The 14,092-nt window shown below is 37.1% G+C and carries 14 protein-coding genes; 9 read left to right on the plus strand and 5 right to left on the minus strand.

Features of this window, described 5'->3' with window-relative positions; genetic code table 11:
* Positions 1 to 193 precede the first annotated feature (193 nt).
* The gene (locus M028_RS0125840) at positions 194 to 1,348 is read left to right on the plus strand and encodes an MFS transporter (protein WP_026576434.1); all 1,155 of its coding nucleotides are present in this window, start codon (positions 194 to 196) and stop codon (positions 1,346 to 1,348) included.
* 101 nt (positions 1,349 to 1,449) lie between these two features.
* On the opposite strand, the gene M028_RS0125845 is transcribed toward M028_RS0125840, so the two are convergent.
* Positions 1,450 to 2,247, minus strand: coding sequence for a hypothetical protein (locus tag M028_RS0125845; RefSeq protein ID WP_026576435.1), 798 nt, complete (start codon positions 2,245 to 2,247; stop codon positions 1,450 to 1,452).
* A 157-nt stretch (positions 2,248 to 2,404) separates the two neighbouring features.
* Entirely contained in the window at positions 2,405 to 3,349 is a 945-nt protein-coding gene (locus M028_RS0125850) for an LCP family protein (RefSeq protein WP_081810893.1), read from the minus strand.
* Positions 3,350 to 3,570: 221 nt separating this feature from the next.
* On the opposite strand from M028_RS0125850, the gene M028_RS0125855 reads away from it, so the two are divergent.
* The 8 genes from M028_RS0125855 to M028_RS0125890 all read left to right on the plus strand — a co-directional run bounded on the left by M028_RS0125855 (position 3,571) and on the right by M028_RS0125890 (position 10,036).
* Positions 3,571 to 3,915: a hypothetical protein gene (locus tag M028_RS0125855; RefSeq protein ID WP_026576437.1), complete on the plus strand. Its 345-nt coding sequence runs from the start codon at positions 3,571 to 3,573 to the stop codon at positions 3,913 to 3,915.
* Between the two features lie 163 nt (positions 3,916 to 4,078).
* On the plus strand, positions 4,079 to 4,504 hold the full coding sequence (locus M028_RS0125860) for a YndM family protein (protein WP_026576438.1): 426 nt from the start codon (positions 4,079 to 4,081) through the stop codon (positions 4,502 to 4,504).
* Between the two features lie 283 nt (positions 4,505 to 4,787).
* A complete protein-coding gene (gene qoxA / locus M028_RS31090; protein ID WP_231510894.1) occupies positions 4,788 to 5,714 on the plus strand; it encodes a cytochrome aa3 quinol oxidase subunit II in 927 nt (308 codons plus the stop codon).
* A gap of 21 nt (positions 5,715 to 5,735) precedes the next feature.
* The gene (locus tag M028_RS0125870; protein ID WP_026576439.1) at positions 5,736 to 7,721 is read left to right on the plus strand and encodes a cbb3-type cytochrome c oxidase subunit I; all 1,986 of its coding nucleotides are present in this window, start codon (positions 5,736 to 5,738) and stop codon (positions 7,719 to 7,721) included.
* A 12-nt stretch (positions 7,722 to 7,733) separates the two neighbouring features.
* Positions 7,734 to 8,339 carry a cytochrome o ubiquinol oxidase subunit III gene (cyoC, locus tag M028_RS0125875; RefSeq protein ID WP_026576440.1) on the plus strand — a complete coding sequence of 202 codons (606 nt, stop codon included), beginning with the start codon at positions 7,734 to 7,736 and terminating at the stop codon, positions 8,337 to 8,339.
* Position 8,340: 1 nt separating this feature from the next.
* Entirely contained in the window at positions 8,341 to 8,658 is a 318-nt protein-coding gene (cyoD, locus tag M028_RS0125880; protein ID WP_026576441.1) for a cytochrome o ubiquinol oxidase subunit IV, read from the plus strand.
* A gap of 93 nt (positions 8,659 to 8,751) precedes the next feature.
* Complete coding sequence (locus M028_RS0125885) at positions 8,752 to 9,621, plus strand: COX15/CtaA family protein (protein WP_026576442.1); 870 nt, start codon at positions 8,752 to 8,754, stop codon at positions 9,619 to 9,621.
* Between the two features lie 154 nt (positions 9,622 to 9,775).
* Entirely contained in the window at positions 9,776 to 10,036 is a 261-nt protein-coding gene (locus M028_RS0125890; protein ID WP_026576443.1) for a hypothetical protein, read from the plus strand.
* A gap of 115 nt (positions 10,037 to 10,151) precedes the next feature.
* On the opposite strand, the gene M028_RS0125895 is transcribed toward M028_RS0125890, so the two are convergent.
* From M028_RS0125895 to M028_RS0125905, 3 genes are all read right to left on the minus strand, one after another.
* Positions 10,152 to 12,371, minus strand: coding sequence for an MMPL family transporter (locus M028_RS0125895; RefSeq protein ID WP_026576444.1), 2,220 nt, complete (start codon positions 12,369 to 12,371; stop codon positions 10,152 to 10,154).
* A gap of 69 nt (positions 12,372 to 12,440) precedes the next feature.
* Positions 12,441 to 13,073, minus strand: coding sequence for a TetR/AcrR family transcriptional regulator (locus M028_RS31705; RefSeq protein ID WP_051591247.1), 633 nt, complete (start codon positions 13,071 to 13,073; stop codon positions 12,441 to 12,443).
* Between the two features lie 117 nt (positions 13,074 to 13,190).
* Positions 13,191 to 14,000, minus strand: a complete 810-nt coding sequence (locus M028_RS0125905) for an EcsC family protein (RefSeq protein WP_026576445.1) — start codon at positions 13,998 to 14,000, stop codon at positions 13,191 to 13,193.
* Between the last annotated feature and the right edge of the window lie 92 nt (positions 14,001 to 14,092).

The following is a 14,092-nucleotide window of genomic DNA, read 5'->3' on the forward strand; positions in this document are numbered from 1 at the left end:
CCCTATTCATTTTTTAAGGTAATCATAACAAATTTTCATAAAATTATGAGGAAAACATAAAACTGATTTTTCTCTATATATGGGATCTATGATACCTTGATGGTGTGCATGGAATAAATTGCTTATAAACGTGCATTCCTTTATCCTATTAATAGAAATTAATTGCTATTTTTTATAGAAATGAGTTGATTCTTTGCAAAACAAAAATGCTTTACCGATTTTATTTTTTGTCATGTTTCTCGTGATGATTGGCTTTGGGATTATCATTCCTGTCCTGCCTTTTTACGCGGAACAAATCGGAGCCTCGCCAACAGAGCTGGGCCTTTTAATGGCTGTTTATTCTTTTATGCAGTTAATATTTGCTCCTATCTGGGGACGGGTTTCTGATCGGATTGGCCGAAAACCCGTAATGATAATTGGAATCGCGGGTCTTGGGATTTCTTTTTTAATTCAAGGCTTATCAACACAGTTATGGATGCTGTTTGCTGCAAGAATTCTCGGTGGGATACTTTCATCAGCTAATATGCCAACCGCTATGGCCTATGTAGCTGATATCACAACGGAAGAAAATCGCGGGAAAGGAATGGGAATCATTGGAGCGGCTACAGGTTTGGGCTTTGTTTTTGGTCCAGCCGTTGGTGGGATTTTTTCAAAAATAAGCTTAGGATTACCATTTTTGCTGGCAAGTGCCTCCTCCTTTATTACCTTAATCCTTGTGTTTTTATTATTAAAAGAGTCTTCAGAAAAGAAATCGGTCGCAAAAAGACCATCATTGCTAGAGGCTTTTAACGGTCCAACATCGATTCTTTTCGTCATGCAATTATTGATTTCTTTATCTCTTTCTGGTTTAGAAGCAACCTTTGCCTATTTTGCTGCCAAAAAAGCGGGTATGGATACAGTAGAACTTGGTTACGTATTTATGATCATGGGGTTTGCCAGCGCTATTATCCAAGGTGGATTGGTTGGCCGGCTAACGAAGAAATATGGAGAAAGGGTGGTTATTCAAGGTGGTATTCTTGTTTCAGCAATTGGTTTTGGTCTCATCCTGCTTGTAGATAGTTTTCTAACTGCGGCCATCTATTTAACGATATTTGGAATTGGTAATGGCGTCATTCGTCCAAGTGTCTCTGCTTTGCTTACGAAAACTTCAACAGCAGGACATGGAAGCTCGACTGGTTTACTTTCTTCTTTTGATTCATTAGGAAGAATCATTGGGCCGCCACTAGGTGGATGGCTATTTTCGATCACGATTGGTTTGCCCTACATCTCCGGGGCAGTCTTATCAGTCCTCGCATTGATTCTTTTTCAGATTTATCGCCCTGTTGCTAAAATGGTACAAGAGCATTGAGACCACTTTCTTCCGGCGCAATGATTATTGCGCCGGAATCCAATATGATCTGTTTTAAGCGGGAAAAAAAGTTCTCCAAGGATCTACTTAGTGGAGATTGGCTAAAGTTTAAATTGTGAAAATAAAAATAATTCACTTCGGAACTTGTCTAGAAGTTCTTCAAACGAGGAATGAATTAATCGTGGAAACAAAGTGTCTAGAGCATCATTGTAATCCTGCCCTAATTCTTCTCGTAAATGAATAAAGGCATGGAATAATAAAGCTTTTTCAAAATCAATCCCTAATTGATATAAGCCGATAGCCAATTCATCCTTAGGAATTTGTTTAATTTTACTGTATACCCGTTCATTTTTTTCAATCAGGTTTTTATTTAGATAATGAGTGACATAATCTGTATAGATCATTTGACCAATTTCATTTGTTTCTTTACTTGAATAATTAAAGCCGATCACATGGTTTTCCTTATTTTCGCGAATGATAAAGGTTTTATTTCCTTTTAGATGTGTTATAAAATTTTTTACGTGCTTATTAAAAATTTTATCAAATTCGATGATTTGCTGAAGTTTTACCGCGAAATCCCGATGTTCTTCGCCAACAACGAATAAGCGGTCAACAATCGGTAATAGGCTTAATACTCCTTCTGATAGCTGACTGGATGCATCGTATATGATAATATCAAATTCCTTTTTCATCTGTTTAATTTTTCGTTTTTTTTCTGCCAGAGATAATTTTGAGAATTCATGGATCAACTCCGATGAAATTTCTTCTTTTTCCAAAGTCCCGTAAGAAATAAATGCTGCGGAAAGACTAGTGTTTGTTTTAAGCCAATGATAAATCGATAATGACAATCCCGTAACACCTGATTTTGCTTTTGGAGAATAAAAACCAACCAAATACAATTCCTTTCACCTGCCTTTAATACAAAAAATTCCCCTTTTATAGTGCTGAATTTCCTTTCAATTCGTGGTATTAATATAGTTTACGGAGTTGTCCATCCAACTGAAACGGCGATTTCACTAGGTTTTTTTGAACAAAAAAAGCTAATCGAAAACTCGATTAGCTGCTTGTTGAGGTAAGGAATTTATCAATTTCTGCTATATTTTGATCCAAATTAATACTTAGGACCTCTCCTACATCATCAAATCGTTCGTTAGTGAAGGAGCCATCAATTGGAACCCGCAGTGTTTTTAAATTTGAGGAGCGATTCGTAATTACGTCCTTCCCCAAAGAAAATAACGTGGATGAATCCAGATTGGTTTCAATATACGGATTAATTACACCTAATAGCTTCGGAATCTTGATAACACTCCCCATACTTAATGCCTGATCCTCCAGTTTAGTTAGAACCTCCTGTTGCCGCTCGACACGGCCAAAATCACTTAGATTATCATGTCTAAACCGAACATAACCTAATAACTTGTCCCCGTGTAGCGTTTGCTTTCCAGGGTTTAACGTCATCCCAATTCCGGAAGACATTTTATGCGGAACATCTACTTCAATCCCATCTGGTGCAATGACATCCACCACTTTGGAAAAACCTTTAAAATCCACCATTGCATAATAGTTCACATCAATATGGAAATTTTCTTCAATGGTTTGTCTTAACAGCTCCGGACCACCAAAGGCATAAGCCGCATTGATCTTTTGCATTCCGTGACCGGGTATATCAACGTATGTATCTCTCATAATGGAAATCAATTTCGCTTGATGAGAATTTTGATCATAATGGGCGATCATAATGGAATCTGTACGTGAATGCTTTTCACCACGTGAGTCGCTGCCTAAAAGAAGAACATTGATTTTCCCAAACTTTACTTCTTTCCCTTTGAATGTATCAGTTGTTTGTTTTTTATTACCTAAGTAACTTCCTGCCTCTGCAATCGAAAGTCCTCGCTTATATTGATAAATTGAATAAGCCGTTGTAAATATTATCATCAATATAAAAAGAAGCCCAAATACTCTTTTCCATCTAACTTTCCTTTTTCTACGTACTTTTTCCATCTCGTACCTCCGGTTGTCTATACCAAGTTCACAAATTCAATACCCTTAATATTTTAAGTGATTCATAGGAATAATTAAATTACAAAATGGTAAATAAATGATTACGTTTTAAATACTGGCAAAAAAAGCGGGGGCGAAATTCCGAATTTAATTTAATCATATGTCGTGCGGACATGCATAAAATGGGTTATGAAGATGTAATTGGTAAAGGAGCCGGGAGCATGAAATCTTTCACTCAAACCACGTCATTGTTAGCCCTGTTATTCTTGTTAGTTTTTGCCGCCTATCTGGATTCGCCCTTTTCATTTATCAATAAAAATTACTCCTATACAGCAACGGCGAGTAAACAAAAAATAGCAAAGCCTGTAACGGCCGCCCCTTCTGATGAGGGCCCTGATTTAGTAGAAAAACTTGAAAAGGTTGAAAAAGTAGATGGATATTTCGTGGAGACCTATCAGGAATATGAAGTGTACAAGGATGAAAATGGAAAAGTCAAAAAAGAGATACCCACTGACCATACCGAAACATTAAAATATTGGGATTATAGTCAAAATTATGGTGAATGAGGGTAAACTCCCTCTATAGAAAAGGCTGCCGACACGGTAGCCTTTTCTTATTAGTTCACTAGTTCTTTCAGATTAAACAAAATTCCAATTGAATCAATTTTATAAGCGGATGAATGGATTTTTTAAAATTGTCTAAAATGGTAGTTGAGGAGGTAGAAGAAAAATGAATACAATGGCATTAATCGTAAAATTTGTTACTTGTCTGGTTGCTTATGCGGTAGCATTAGATCTTTTTTTTAATGCGACTTGGGTGGATATTATTTGGTTCAGTGTGTTAATGACAATTGTTTCTTATCTTGGGGATAGGATGTTACTTTCGCGAATCGGAAATAAGAATGCCCTTATTGGAGATTTTATCCTGTCCTATATGGTGGTTTGGATTTTTGGAAGTGTACTTCTTGACAATTATATGCAAATTGCTTGGGGAAGTATTATTTCAGCAATCATAATAACAGTTGGGGAGTTTTTCGTTCACCGAATGTTGCATAGTCCTAGGCAGGAAAGTAGCCCCAAAAAGAATGCGGTACCTGACCGGCTAGCATACGGTATGGAAATGTCCGAGGAGCAAGAGCCGTTAAAGAAAAAGTGAAATTTCACTTAAATTTTTAAAAACAGAATGATTAAAAGAAGGTCTTCCTAATTAATTTGGGGAGGCCTTTTTTTGCTCTAAGGATGGAAATAAACTGGGGATTGAAATAACTATTTACATGAAAGGAAATATCTTGATTCCAAAAATGAACTTTCTGTGACAAATATGTGAAACATAAAAAAATCTCTACTCAAATGAAATTAATTTTGGTATATTTGTATAGCTTTTTAACATAATCCTCGTGAATAAATAAAAAACAAATCGAATGAAAGGGGTACTTACATTGAGTAAATGGAACCAATTTGCTAAATATTCTATTTTAGCATTCTTGGGTATGGTACTTTTGGCTGGGTGTGATAAAAGTAAATTTATTGTTCTAAACCCAAAAGGTCCGGTTGCCCAACAAGAACTAGATTTAATTATCATTTCGGTTATTTTATGTGCAGTTGTTATTATTCCTGTTTTAGGTATTTTTGTTTATATTGCGGTTAAGTATCGAGACCGTCCGGACAACAAAGCACCATATCAACCAGAATGGGCAGACAGTAAAATTTTAGAGATCGTATGGTGGGGAATTCCGGTTGTCATCGTTGCGATTCTTGGTGTTTTTACTGCGAAAACAACAATTAATTTAACAAAACCCCCAGTGAAGGATGTAAAACCATTGGTTGTACAAGTAACTTCACTGGATTGGAAGTGGATGTTTACTTATCCAGATAAAAAAATTGCCACCGTAAATTACGCTGAGATTCCTGCTGGTGTTCCGGTACAATTTGTTTTAACTTCTGATGCACCGATGAACTCGTTCTGGATTCCTCAATTAGGCGGTCAAGAATATACGATGCCGGGAATGTCAATGGGCTTATGGCTACAGGCGAATAAAGTCGGAGAATACTTTGGTTCCGGTGCAAACTTTACCGGTAAGGGATTTGCACATATGCAATTTAGAGTGAAATCAGTAAGTCAAGCTAATTTTGATAAATGGGCAGAAAGTATTAAGAAAAGCTCTCCTGTCTTAACAAAAGCTGGTTATGAAAAATTGTCCAAGCCAAGTACTGAAAAAGAGTTAAGCTTTTCAGCATATCCTAATGGATTATTCCAAGACATTGTGAACAAAAATGGTGGTATTTACTATAATCATAAGAATCACATGAACATGAGTGATAGTGCTGAAATGAAGTCAATGCCTGGAATGGATATGGGAAAATAAACAAACAGGAGGAAATTATCAATGGATAACTCGCATTTTTTTGTCACCGGCGATCCTATGATTTATGGTGCCGATGTTTCGATTGTTCTAGCCATGATTGGGATTGTATTTTCTCTCACATACTTCAAAAAATGGGGATGGATATGGAGAGAATGGATTACAACCGTTGACCATAAAAAAATTGGTATTATGTATCTCCTTTCCGCTTTACTTATGCTTTTCCGCGGTGGGGTCGATGCGATTTTAATGCGTATTCAACTTGCTTTTCCTGATATGCATTTCTTAGAATCTGAACACTATAATGAAATTTTTACAACACATGGAACAATTATGATTTTATTTATGGCGATGCCATTTATGTTCGGATTATTTAACATGGTTGTTCCATTGCAAATTGGTGCGCGCGATGTTGCGTATCCAATGTTGAATGCTGTAAGCTTCTGGTTATTCTTTATCGGAGCGATGCTCTTTAATATCTCCTTTGTAATCGGTGGTTCAGCGAGTGCCGGATGGCTATCCTACCCGCCTTTATCTGAAAACGATTTTAGCCCGGGTCCTGGTCAAAACTTTTGGATTTGGGGAATTCAAATTTCAGGTATAGGTAGTTTGGCAACAGGTATTAACTTTGTTGTAACGATCTTAAAAATGCGGACACCATCTATGCGCTTAAAAGATATGCCATTATTTTCATGGTCTGTTTTAGCGTCATCAATTGCCATTTTAGGTGTATTCCCTATTTTAACTGTTACTTTAATCATGTTGACGGTTGACCGCTTACTTGGCGGACACTTCTTTACAATGACTGCCGGCGGTAACCCTATGTTATGGGTAAACTTGATCTGGATGTGGGGTCACCCAGAAGTTTATATTGTTGTATTACCTGCCTTCGGTGTGTTCTCTGAGATTGTTGCTACATTCTCGAAAAAACGTATTTTTGGTTATGGTTCAATGGTATTTTCTATGATTGCCATTTCTATAGTTTCTTATTACACTTGGGTGCACCATTTCTTTACAATGGGTGCCGGTGCGGACGTAAATATTGTTTTTGCAATATGTACGATGATTATCGCAATCCCGACAGGTGTTAAGATCTTTAACTGGCTGTTTACGATGTACCGCGGCCGCGTACGCTTATCACAGCCTATGCTTTGGTTCTATGCATTCGTACCATGTTTCCTTGTTGGTGGTGCAACAGGTGTTATGCTTGCAGCGGCGCCAGCAGACTATCAATACCATAACAGTTACTTCCTGATCGCCCACTTCCACCAAGTATTAATCGGTGGTGTAGTATTCGGTTACCTTGCAGGTCTATATTATTGGTGGCCAAAACTATTCGGCTTCAAGTTAAACGAACGTTTAGGAAAATGGGGATTCTGGTTGTGGCAAATTGGTTTCTATGTATGCTTTATGCCACAGTACGCACTTGGATTCATGGGTATGACTCGCCGTATTTATACGTATAACCAATCAGCAGGTTGGGACATGGGTTGGGCACCGCTTAACTTAATTTCAACGGTCGGTGCATTCTTTATGGGTATCGGTTTCGTCTTCCAAGTTTGGCAAATTCTTTACAGCATTAAACACGGTGAACGCGATGTAACTGGTGATGCTTGGGATGGCCGTACATTAGAATGGTCAATTCCATCCCCTCCTCCAGTTTATAACTTTGCGATTTTACCAAAAGCAAATGGCAAAGATGCTTGGTGGTATCAAAAAGAAGAAATGAAAAAAGAAGGATATAAACCTGAACCGGTAAAATATGAACCGATTCATATGCCAAAAAATACAGGTATTCCTTTCATTATGTCATGCTTCTTCTTTATTGCCGGTTTTGGATTTACGTTTGATTGGATTTGGATGGGTGTCATCGGATTAATTGGTGTTGCCATAACATTATTTACTCGTTCATTCCAATATGACACGGATTATTATATTCCTGTAGAAGAAATCGAACGAACTGAGAAAGCATTAAGAAAAAACATTTCAGTTCAGCGAACTGCAAACTAGGAGGTTAAAAACATGCAACATAGCGCTTCAGCTCATGTTTCTGACCATGATCATGGTCATGTTGACCAAGAAGGATTAAAGGTTTTAGGATTCTGGATATTCCTTGTAACTGACTGTCTATTATTTGCAACCTTCTTTGCAGCGTATGCGGTCCTGCACACTCATACAAACGGTGGGTTCACAGCAAAAGAATTTGATGTACCAGGTTTTATCATTGAGACTTTCATTCTTTTAATTAGTTCATTTACAAGTGGTTTGGCAGTACTCGCCATGCATAAAGGCAATAAAAAAGGCCTTATAAATTGGTTAATTGTAACAATTGCTCTCGGTGCTGTATTCGTAGGTCTTGAAATCAACGAATTTGTAAATATGGTTCATGAAGGTGCGACTCTTCAAAGCAGCGCCTTCCTTACTTCCTTCTTTTGTTTAGTTGGTACACACGGGGTTCACGTTTCTTTCGGTATCCTTTGGATCCTTGGAATTATTGTTCAAATTAAGAAAAAAGGAATTACTGAAGTTACAAAACGAAAAGTTTCCATTGTCAGTCTTTATTGGCACTTCTTAGATGCTGTCTGGATCTTTATCTTTACTGTCGTTTATTTAATGGGGGTGATGTAACATGTCAGCACATGGACACGAACACGAACACACTGGTTCCATCAAAGCATATGTGACAGGTTTCATTCTTTCGATAATATTGACGATCATCCCTCTTGTTCTTGTTTTAAATCATATGATTGCAAAATCGGCGCTTATGTTCAGCATATTGCTGGCGGCTGTTTTACAGTTTGTCCTTCAATTATTCTTCTTCATGCATATTCGTGATGGTGAAGGACCGAGGTACAATGTGATGGCATTAATCCTTGGGATTATTTTTGTAGCAACAATTGTTGCGGGATCGGTTTGGATTATGTCATTCAACTCTCAAGTTCATTAATGTTACTAAGTGCCCAGCGATTTTAGAGACCGCTGGGCACTATATCTTAATAGACAGAAAAGAAATGGTTTCTTACATAGGAGGTGCTCTAAGATGAAATATTTTTGGCTTTCTATCATTGCAGCGGCAACACTTTTTCTAGTAAATATTATTGGATTTATCGACACGATGACAAATTCCGCAATGGGATGCGGGAGCGGATACCCTTTGTGTAATGGTAAGTTATATCCCGATTTTTCTGATTATCACTCCGTCATTGAATACACCCATCGTATCGTTGTGGGGCTTGCGAGCCTGTTATTATTTGTTGTTTCAGCTATGGCTTGGATTCGCTATAAATCGCGAAAAGTGAAAACGCTGGTACTCTTTGCGATTTTAGGTATCCTTGGGGAATCAACGCTTGGTGCTTTAACAGTGATGATCTCACTTTCCCCTCTTTTGCTGGCAGCGCATTTGGGAATTGCACTTATATCATTTTCAGCATTAATCAATATTGCCTATGTGATTTATTTGGAGGAAAAGAAAATTCCTTCCTTGAAAAAAATGCCCGCTTCATTTTCCGTTTTTTCTTGGTTTACTTTTATCTTTCTTTATGCGGCTATTTATTTCGGGGGTTATGTTGCCAAAACAGGTTCAGGTGAAGCCTTCCGTGGTTTTCCGATTCCGACCGAACGCTACGGGGATGTTGGAAATGCTTTTTGGGTTGATATCATTCATCGTTCATTTGCCCTTGGTCTAATCATTCTCTTTTTCGGGATCATTCACCTTTCAAAAAAATATCGTCAAGATCGTCCAGATATTTATCGCTTTAGTCAAATTAATTTTTTATTCATTCTTTTGCAAGGTTTAAGTGGTGCACTTTTAATTTATACCCATTTAAGTTTGGGAGCGGTCCTTCTACATGTTTCCATTCTATCACTATTAGTTGGAATCCAAAGTATCATCTGCTTTCAAAATGGATAGGCAAAAATCCTAAATGATTCGTTTAGGATTTTTTTATTGCTCTATTTCTTATCTATTTTAAAAATCAAGTAATTTGCACTACTAAAATTATTTTTAAAAAAAGTTTGACAAATTTGTGACAATTGATAGAATATTCAGTAAGGGAGTGATGATCATGGAGTATAAATACTTAAAAATTTTTAAAGCATCCATGTTTGGAATCGGTACTGGTGTACTCATTTTTATTTCTAGTTTTTTTGTAAGCGCTGCCAATGGAGGATACTTTTATACTGCAACAGGTGTTGGTGTCGTCATTGCTTCTATTATTACCTTATTATTTGGTATGTGTCTAAGCTTAATGGATGAAGTAACAGAAGCGGAGATTCGTAATAAAGAAACTAAACTATATTTTGTTCCAAAAAGAACATTTCATTAAAAAATAAAAATATCAGGCGTAATTTTTGAATAAAATTGCGCCTGATATTGTTTAAAAAAGAAGAGGTTCACATTTTCTACATTTAAGAAGAATCACTAGTTTCGACTGAAATTTATCATCCCTGTAATTTTTCAACCTCACCCATTTTCTTCTTTACCGGCCAAAACGCCCATTTTCCTAAAATCGATGTAATGGCAGGAACCAAAAATGGTCTGATTATAAATGTATCCAGAAGTACACCAATGGCTGTAATCGTTCCAAAATGGACAAGTATTTGAATCGGAAGTGTCGTTAAGATGGCAAATGTGCCTGCTAAAATTAAACCAGCTGAGGTAATGATTCCCCCCGTTTCAGCGACCCCTTCCCGAACTGCATTTACTAGGGACATTTCATTGCTTTTTCTCCAAATGCTTGAAATCATAAAAATATTATAGTCCTCTCCAAGTGCAACAATAAATACAAAAGCATATAAAGGGATGAATCCTTGGATTTCATTCACGTTGAACCCATAGTGCAAGATAATCCATCCTAAACCTAATGCACTATAATAGGATAAGAGCACCGTTCCGATTAGATAAATTGTGGCGATAATAGAACGAAGATAGAATAATAGTAAAACGGCAATCATCACAAGGACAATCGGAATAATCAAGGAGGAATCGGCTTTCGTTGTCTCTTTCGTATCGTATTGTTCGGCCGTTTGCCCGCTTATATAAATCTTGCTCTTCGCACCACCACTTTTTAAAATTTCCTTTAGTTCCTTTTTAAGTTTTGGGATGGATTCCATTGCCTTGTTGGAATAGGGATTATCTATTAATTCCACATCATATTTGACCAAGCTTGGATCCCTTTTACTTCTCTCTGGATCTGATACCTTCGCAATGTACGGTAATCCTTCCAATTTTTCTTTTACGCTGTTTTCATCTTCAATTCCTTTTACGATGACTTGGGTAGGTGCCAAATCACCTGCACTAAAGTGTTCAGAAAGGATTTCAAAGCCCTCGCGAGACGGCATATTTTTTGGAAACGATGAAAGAGTGTCATACGTATAGTCAATTTTTAAAGAATAAATGGCCAAGATCCCCAAAATCGTAAACGTTGTAATAAACACTTTCCAAGGGTTTTGACTAACCATTCTACCGATGATATTTCCTAACCGTTTTTCTTTTTTGCGATCCCGATATACCTTCCCTCTCTTCTCTGCCAATTTTTTATCCATTTCTTCTGTACGTGGGATAAATGGATAAAAGGAGGCTCTTCCTAAAATACTTAGAAACGCAGGAATAAGTGTTAAACTCGCACACATCATGATAAGAATCGCCAAACTGAACGGAATCGCAAAACGGTGGATGGATCCGTAGTTTGCCCCTAATAAAACAAGAAGAGAGATCACAACAGTCAGTCCACTCATGATAATCGCACCAGATGATCTAGTAAATGCATGTTTGATAGAACGGAATTTGCTTTCCTCTGTTTTTAAACTGTTTCGAAATTGGGCAATTAAGAATAAGCAATAATCGGTACCAGCCCCAAATAGTAATACCGTCATAATCGAGATAGCTTGAGAATCAAAGTCGATCACTCCTTCCTTCCCTAACAAACCAAGAATCGGGCTGATCACCATATAGGCCATCCCAACACTAATTAATGGGATGAGAGCCAAAATCGGGGAACGATAAATAATCAGAAGAAAAACCAGGACAAGTAAAACGGTACCAAAAAGTAAAGAGAGATCCCCTTGGCTGAATAGTTTAGTGGCATCTACTGATATTCCAGCAGGACCTGTAACTCTTACAAGTAAAGAGTTTTCATCACTGATTTTTTTCGTAAAAGGATTAGATGAGAAAATAGGTTCTGAAATTTGTTTCAGTTTATCCAATCGATTTTGTATCTCTGCAGTCTCAAGGTCTTGATCAAATATTACCGGTAACACGAAGGTCGTTCCATCCTTGGATACTTGTTGTTTTATTACAGGCAGCGCCATTTGATAAAACGGTGGCACCTCCGTCCCTTCAATCGGGTTATCAACAACAAGCTTTTTGGTTAGTGTTTGTATGGATGCTAGATCTTCATCCGATAACTGATTCTTTTTATACCAGGTCAACAGTGCAGGAGTTCCAGTCTTATTTCCAAAATTCTTTTCAATGATTTCCTTTGCTTTTTGAGAGTCAACTTTCTCTAAAAAGAGATCCGCTCGTTCATTCTTTTGTGAATTTGCCTGGGGTAAAGTGATATTCAATAGAATTATGGCGAATACCCAAATAAGGATGGTAATCCATCGCCCTTTTTTCCCGCTAACTAGCTCACCCCAACGCATTAACCAATTTTTCTTCATAATTCTCGTCTCCCTTCATCACCTTATCAGTTGATAAGTAGATAGCAAAAAAAGAGAAGGCCTGCTAGCCTAACTCCCTATTCCATCTAAAATGATACTTACAATTAATTTGGCTTTTCGCTCAGACTCTTTCATTCTCTCTTCATCATCCAAGTTTTTAAGGTTGGAAAATTGTAATAAGGATTTAAGGATATCTAAAATGAAATAGGACATTTCTGTTGGATTGCTTTCAAGTTTTGAAAGGTCCTTCGTTTGTTTTTCATTTTCCGCTTCCACAATGATCTCAACAATCGGATTGAAATAACTTTCTAACCACCACTTACGAATAAGTAGTTGTGTCTCATCATTCATTTCGTGTTTGATGTCATGAAACATTTGTGATAAATCCTCTTGGTGATTCATGAGCATGTAAAAGGCAATCTGATGCACTCGTTCTCGAAAAGACGTATAGTGCTTTTTAATATTCTCCATTTTGAATTTGGTGCGGTTCATTATTGCTCTAACCACTTCGATATAAATTTCTTGCTTATTTCGAAAATGATGATATAAAGCTGGCTGGGTAATTCCGCATGATTGGGCAATTTGTCTAGTGGAGACGGAACGATAGCCATAGGTCATAAATAATTTTTGGGATAAGTTGATTATATTCTGCTTCGTTTCTAGTGCAGAAATCTCAGATTGCTTATTTGGTGTAATAGCCATTGAATGTTTCAGCCCTTCTTACTTATCAACTGATCAGTTATATCATATTATAAATTGAATTCAATAAATAGTACAGTAAAGTTCCAGATGAAAAAGAAAAATACGAAAAACTCAGGTTTAATAAGGAACCTGAGTTTTTTCTAATCTTTCTAAAATTTTTCTTTTCCGATAAAGCATCATCCCTGCCTCGGAAAGATCGCTAATCATAGACCGGTTAGTGAAGGCGCCGAAAATCATTCCGGCTACCGGTACCATTTGAAATAATTTTTTCCATCCAAAATTGTCCCGGTATGTATAGACAACCTCTCTCCAGCCTTGTAATTGGGACATCATCTCATCTGATTTTTTATCTCTTTGATAAAAGTTTGCCAGTTCATTTAGGATCGCACGTTTCCCTACAACATCGGCTGATGAAAATTGCAGACATTTAATCATAAAAATTCGTTCATTTTTTTCGTTTGGGTCATAGCCGTGGAGAATCGCAATTTCTTGTAAAGTTTTTAAGGAAATCGCCAATATAGCCGGTATATCAATGGCCAGGGTGAATATTCCCCCAATTCCTGTGCTTGCTCCTTGGAGTGCGGCCAGATTCTTTCTTCGCCCGCTTAGTTCATGGCTAATTTTATCCATTGTTTTTAATGGCAAATCTTGAATATCTGTAACCTTTTCAATGGGCTGATTTGTTTCGTTTTGAACCATGGTGAATAACCTTTTTTCATTAATTAAATATCTTCCACCAGTTTGGATGTAAGCCCCAATTTCCTCAAGCAATAAACCGATCTTATTGTGAATAAATTGAGGTGTAATCTTATCTAACAGCTTAAATGGCAGACGTCCAATCCGTTCCCAAAACCACAAACCGTTCTGGTCTTTCTCCCATTTTTCAATTAGTGATAGTTCTTTTAGTAATTCCTCTTTTGACTCCATTTCTTTAACCACCTATTTTTAATTAAAAATCATCTTGCTCTATTTTTCCCATGAGAAATTTCTATTACATACGGAAAAAATTGAAAATGGTT

The sequence above is a fragment of the Bacillus sp. UNC438CL73TsuS30 genome, assembly GCF_000482325.1.
Taxonomy (GTDB): domain Bacteria; phylum Bacillota; class Bacilli; order Bacillales; family Cytobacillaceae; genus Neobacillus.

What these genes read in the sequence shown, in the direction of transcription:
- M028_RS0125850 (WP_081810893.1), bottom strand. Translation starts at nt 3,349, where the DNA reads ATGGAAAAAGTACGTAGAAAAAGGAAAGTTAGATGGAAAAGAGTATTT.
- M028_RS0125855 (WP_026576437.1), top strand. Translation starts at nt 3,571, where the DNA reads ATGAAATCTTTCACTCAAACCACGTCATTGTTAGCCCTGTTATTCTTG.
- M028_RS0125860 (WP_026576438.1), top strand. Translation starts at nt 4,079, where the DNA reads ATGAATACAATGGCATTAATCGTAAAATTTGTTACTTGTCTGGTTGCT.
- M028_RS0125870 (WP_026576439.1), top strand. Translation starts at nt 5,736, where the DNA reads ATGGATAACTCGCATTTTTTTGTCACCGGCGATCCTATGATTTATGGT.
- cyoC (WP_026576440.1), top strand. Translation starts at nt 7,734, where the DNA reads ATGCAACATAGCGCTTCAGCTCATGTTTCTGACCATGATCATGGTCAT.
- cyoD (WP_026576441.1), top strand. Translation starts at nt 8,341, where the DNA reads ATGTCAGCACATGGACACGAACACGAACACACTGGTTCCATCAAAGCA.
- M028_RS0125885 (WP_026576442.1), top strand. Translation starts at nt 8,752, where the DNA reads ATGAAATATTTTTGGCTTTCTATCATTGCAGCGGCAACACTTTTTCTA.
- M028_RS0125890 (WP_026576443.1), top strand. Translation starts at nt 9,776, where the DNA reads ATGGAGTATAAATACTTAAAAATTTTTAAAGCATCCATGTTTGGAATC.
- M028_RS0125895 (WP_026576444.1), bottom strand. Translation starts at nt 12,371, where the DNA reads ATGAAGAAAAATTGGTTAATGCGTTGGGGTGAGCTAGTTAGCGGGAAA.
- M028_RS31705 (WP_051591247.1), bottom strand. Translation starts at nt 13,073, where the DNA reads ATGGCTATTACACCAAATAAGCAATCTGAGATTTCTGCACTAGAAACG.
- M028_RS0125905 (WP_026576445.1), bottom strand. Translation starts at nt 14,000, where the DNA reads ATGGAGTCAAAAGAGGAATTACTAAAAGAACTATCACTAATTGAAAAA.